General features: G+C 62.7%; 5 protein-coding genes. All 5 read right to left on the bottom strand.

The features are described from left to right. Positions 1-656, bottom strand: a 656-nt coding sequence (locus EOM25_12055; GenBank protein NCC25906.1) for a hypothetical protein, incomplete at its 3' end; no start/stop codon positions are given. Continuing rightward, positions 653-1,768 (bottom strand): putative lipid II flippase FtsW, encoded by a 1,116-nt coding sequence (gene ftsW / locus EOM25_12060; protein NCC25907.1) that lies wholly within the window; start codon positions 1,766-1,768, stop codon positions 653-655. The genes EOM25_12055 and ftsW, both read right to left, overlap by 4 nt. After that, positions 1,765-3,075: a UDP-N-acetylmuramoyl-L-alanine--D-glutamate ligase gene (gene murD, locus EOM25_12065; protein NCC25908.1), complete on the bottom strand. Its 1,311-nt coding sequence runs from the start codon at positions 3,073-3,075 to the stop codon at positions 1,765-1,767. Before murD ends, ftsW begins: the two co-directional genes overlap by 4 nt. Positions 3,076-3,097: 22 nt before the next feature. Further along, a complete protein-coding gene (locus tag EOM25_12070; protein ID NCC25909.1) occupies positions 3,098-4,174 on the bottom strand; it encodes a phospho-N-acetylmuramoyl-pentapeptide-transferase in 1,077 nt (358 codons plus the stop codon). After that, positions 4,171-4,987, bottom strand: an 817-nt coding sequence (locus tag EOM25_12075) for a UDP-N-acetylmuramoyl-tripeptide--D-alanyl-D-alanine ligase (protein ID NCC25910.1), incomplete at its 5' end; no start/stop codon positions are given. The genes EOM25_12075 and EOM25_12070, both read right to left, overlap by 4 nt.

Consider the following 4,987-nt stretch of genomic DNA (forward strand, 5'->3'; position numbering starts at 1 on the left):
AACGCCATACCGCGCAGGCGGCTGGCCTCGGTCACGATCCTGCGTGCCTCGGCATCGGACGCGACTGGCTGTTGCCAGAGGATAATGCCGGCGCGGATTTCGGCGCGGACGGGATTGCCGGTGACGACCGCTTTTGGGCCGCCGAAGACCGGACCTTCCATGTCCGCGAAGCTGACCAGCACGCGGTCCACGCGCCGCGCCAGAACGCGGTTGGTCACCCCGGGCACGCTGTTCTGCTCGTGAATGGCCGTGGGAATCCTCTTCAGACAGGCGGTCAGCACGGGTACGAAGCCGGCATATCCGCCCAGACCCAGGACGACCTGGGGGCGGAAGTCGGTCAGAATGCCCAGACAGCGCCGGAGACTTCGGGTCATCCAGGCCAGGGCCTGAAGAGATTTTAGCCCACGGCCGAGGACTCCGGCCGCCGGGAGGGCTTCGAAGCTCAGGCCTGGAATCCCGGAGTCTCGGACTAGGGTTCCCTCGGGACCGCGTTCTCCGCCCAGAAAGAGAATTGAACACCCCGGACAGTCCGCGACCAGTCGTTCGGCCACGGCCAAGGCAGGGAAGATGTGCCCCCCCGTGCCGCCAGTGGCCAGGACGACCCGCTTGAGGGTTCCTGATGATTGGTCTTTTATCCTGGCTCCGGTCGCGGTCATGCTTTTGTACCTTTCGATCTGGAGAGGTTCACGAGGATGCCGGCGCAGAAGAAGGAGGTCAGAAGTTGGCTCCCGCCGTAACTCAAAAAGGGCATGGGAATGCCTTTGGGGGGAACAGCGCCGAGGACCACGGCCGTGTTCAGAATTCCCCCGAGAACGATGATCGCCCCCAGGCCGAAGGCCGTCAGCCGATCCTGCATCTCAGTACGGCCTATGGCTATGGCCAGGCTTCGCCAGAGGATGATGGCGATCAGAATAAAGACCAGAGAAACCCCGACGAAGCCCAGTTCCTCGCCGACCACGGCCAGGATGAAGTCGTTGTGTGCGTCGGGCAGGAAGAAGAGCTTTTGCTTGCCCGAACCCAGACCCTGGCCCAGCCAATTGCCCGAACCCAGGCCATAGAGGGATTGGACGAGTTGATACCCGGAGTCGAGGGGGTCCTTGAACGGGTCGAGAAAGGCGAACCAGCGGCGGAACCGGTAGGGGGAGTGGACGACGAGGAGGGCTGCAAAGGTGCCGGCCACGGCAACGGAAGAAAACAGATAGAAAAGCCGAGTGCCCCCGACCAGGCTCATGATGAGGAGGAGCATGCCCAGATAGGCCGCGCCCCCGAAGTCCGGCTGCAAGAGAAGCAGGAGGCAGAGCCCGGAGGTGACGATGGTCGGGGGAAGGAAGCCGACGCTGAAGGTTCTGACCTTGTCCTGCTTGTGGGAAAAGAAATAGGCCAGATAGAAAATTAGGGCTATCTTGGCCACTTCCAAGGGCTGGAGGGACATGATTCCAAGGTTCAGCCACCGGCTCGCCCCTCCTGCCTCGACTTTCAACGGTGAGACCAGGGTCATGGCCAGAAGCCCGGCGGTCAGGATCAGGCCGGGATAGACCATGCGATAGAAAAAGGTCATGGGAATGCGGATCGCGGCCAGAAAGGCCGCGAGGCCGGCCACGGTGAAGATCGCCTGCCTTTTGAAGAAATGGTATTTGTCGCCCCAGACCCGTTCGGCCATGATGCCGCTGGCACTCATGACCATGATCAGACTGAAGCCGGCAAAGACCAGGACGGCGCTCACCAGCCACCAATCCACGGTGCCTGCATGAGTACGGGCCGTGCTCATCGGGTCACCTCCCGTCCGGCCGTCAGAGAGACCAAGGCCCGTTGAAAGGCCAAGCCCCGTTCCTTGTAGTTGGCAAAGAGGTCGAAGCTGGCCGTGGCCGGGGAGAGGAGGACGACATCCCCGGCCACGGCCCGGCCGTGGGCCAGGGCCACGGCCTGATCAAGACTCGGCGACCAAGTCAGGGGAAGATGTCCCTGCCAGGCCGACTCGAAGATTTCCCGACTGGCTCCGAAGAGGAAGATTTCCCGTACCGTGTCCCGGAGCAGGGGAAGCAGGGATGTCAAGTCTCCTCCCTTGAAGACCCCTCCGGCAAGAAGAAGGATGGGGCGACCAGGAAAGCTTCGCAGGGCGGCCCGCAGGGCGTCTACGGTCGTAGCTTTGGAGTCGTCGACCCAGAGCACTCCGCGGTGTTCAACCACGGACTGCAGGCGGTGGGGCCAGGGAACGAATGTGGCCAGGGCTCGGCGAACCTTTTCCCTGGTCACCCCAAAGGGCCTCAGGGCCAGATAGGCGGCCTCGGCGTTGGCTAGGTTGTGGTTTCCCCGAAGCCTGGGACAGACCATTTCCGGATTGGCAACGAAATAGACCCGCCGGGCCCGGGTGAAGTTTTTGGGTTCGAGCAGTTCCTTGAGTTCCAGGGCAAGGACCGCCTGATCCTGGTCGGTCATGCGGGCGAAGAGCCGGAGCTTGGCGTTAAGATATTCGTCCATGGACCGATGGTGGTCTAGATGGTTGGCGGAGAAGTTCAGCAAGACGGCCGAGGCAGGGTGCAGGGACTCGGTGAACTGAGCCTGGAAACTGCTGACTTCCAGGACGACGAAATCCACCTCCCGCCCGGACAAAACGTGGGCGCAAAGCGGCTCCCCAAGATTGCCCCCGGCGAATACCCGGTGACCCTCCATCGTCAGGATATGGGCGATCATAGCCGTGGTCGTGGTCTTGCCGTTGGTTCCGGTGACGGCCACGACGGGTTTGGACACGAACCAGGACCCGAGTTCGAGTTCGGAAACGACCTTGGCTGCGGAAGGCAGGTACGGGGCGATGGAATCCATGGCCACCCCGGGGCTCACGATGACAAGATCGACACCCGCGAATTGATCCGGGGTGTGTTCCCCCAAGCGAAGATCCCAGCCCAAAGGACCAGCCTCGAGCGCCAGGGCGTCGGCCTTGGCCGAATCCTTTTCCAGGATACGGACCTCGGCCCCCAGAGCGGTCAAAAGCTTGGCGGCGGCCAGGCCGGAAATCCCGGCCCCGACGACCACGGCCCTGTGACCGGCCAGCTGGCGATCATGGATGAGTTGGTGCATACGCCTTTTTTCCGCTTTTCCTCTACCGCAGTTTGAGGGTGCTCAGGGCAACCAGGGCCAGAAGCACCGACAGGATCCAGAATCGGGTGATGATCTTGGACTCCGGAATCCCCTTGAGTTCAAAGTGGTGATGGATGGGGGCCATGCGAAAGAATCGCTTTCCCCCGCTGAACTTGAAGTATCCGACCTGGATGATGACCGACAGGGTCTCGATGACGAAGAGCCCTCCGACGATGACCAGCAAGAGTTCCTGTTTGCAGAGCACGGCGATGAATCCGATGGCCGCGCCGAGGCTCAAACTGCCGACGTCGCCCATGAAGACCTGGGCCGGGTAGGCGTTGTACCACAGAAAACCGAGACCGGCCCCGACCATGGCCGCGCAGAACACGGCCACCTCGCCGACGCCTGGGACATAGGCCACCTGGAGGTATTCGGCCATGTTTACGTGTCCGGCCACATAGACGAACAGAGAGAAGCAGGCGGCGACGACTACGGCCGGGCCGGTGGCCAGTCCGTCCAGCCCGTCGGTCAGGTTGACGGCGTTGGAGGCACCGACGATGACCAGGACGGCAAAGGGCAGATAGGCCCAGGAAAGGTCGGGCCGGATGGTCTTGAAGAAGGGGACCATGAGGGTGGTGTGGTAGCCGGGCAGGGAAATGAGTAGGGCAGCGGCGATCAGGGCGACCATGGTCTGGAGGAGAATCTTGGCCCTGGCTGAGAGGCCCTTGTTGTGCTTGCGGACGACCTTCAGGTAGTCGTCGGCCAGGCCGATGGCCCCAAAGGCGGTGAAGACCCCTATGCACAGGAGGAGATAGGGATTGGTCAGATCGCCCCAGAGCAGTACGCTGCCCAGAAGACAGGCACCGATCATCAGTCCACCCATAGTCGGGGTCCCGGCTTTGGATTGATGGGCGGCGACGTCCTCGTGGATGTATTGGCCGCATTTGACGGCTCGGAGCCAGCGGATGAAGACCGGGCCAAGGAAGATGGCCAGGATCAGGGCTGTGAGCATGGCGTAGATGGACCGGAAGGTGATATAGCGGAAGACGTTGAAGAGGCTAATCTGGTCGCTGAGGGGGTAGAGAAGATGGTAGATCATGCCTGGCCTCCCATGGCCTGAAGAAAGCGGTCCATGCGGCTTCCCCTGGATCCTTTGAAAAGCACCACGGCGTCGGCGGGGACGAGGCCAGATTGCATGGCCCTGACCAGATCGGATGGGCATTGGAGCTGATGGAGGGTGCCCTGGGGCCCTCTGTATCCGTCTTGTACGGCCGACCATGAGGAACCGTGAAAAAACAGGGCGGCACAGCTCACGGATGAGGCCAGGGCGGCTAGACGTCGATGCTCATCCTCCCGGGCCGGGCCAAGTTCGAGCATTTCACCGAGGACCAGCACCAGTGGGCGGGCTCCGGCCAGTTCGCGGGCCCGTTCCAGGGCTAGGCGCATGGACAGCGGATTGGCATTGTAGCTGTCGTCGATGAGGGTTCGACGGCCCTGGCCTCGAATATGGAATCGCCCATCAATGGGCGCGGAAGCTGCGATGCCATCCCGGATCGCCTCGAGGGGCAGTCCCAGGAGAAAGGCGGCCCCGGCGGCGGCGGCCAGATTTTCGGCCATGGCCCGGCCGGAGAAGGCCGTGTTGAGCATGATTTCACGTCCGGATAGGCGAAGCAGGTAGCGCCCCCGGCCGTCGGGCCCCAGGCCTTGATAGAGGCAGGAGATGGGAGCCGAGGCGTCCAGGGCTGAAAAGGGCGTGGGCAGAGGCTTGACGGCGGATGCGGCCTGAAAGAGCTCAGGATAGTCCTGGTTGACCAGGGCTTGGCCGTGAGCCGGGAGATGAGCCAGGAGCGAGGCCTTGGCCACGCAGACCCCCCGGACGCTGCCCAACCCTTCCAAGTGGCAGGGGCCGGCG

It is taken from the genome of Deltaproteobacteria bacterium (genome assembly GCA_009929795.1).
Classification (GTDB): domain Bacteria; phylum Desulfobacterota; class Desulfovibrionia; order Desulfovibrionales; family Desulfomicrobiaceae; genus RZZR01.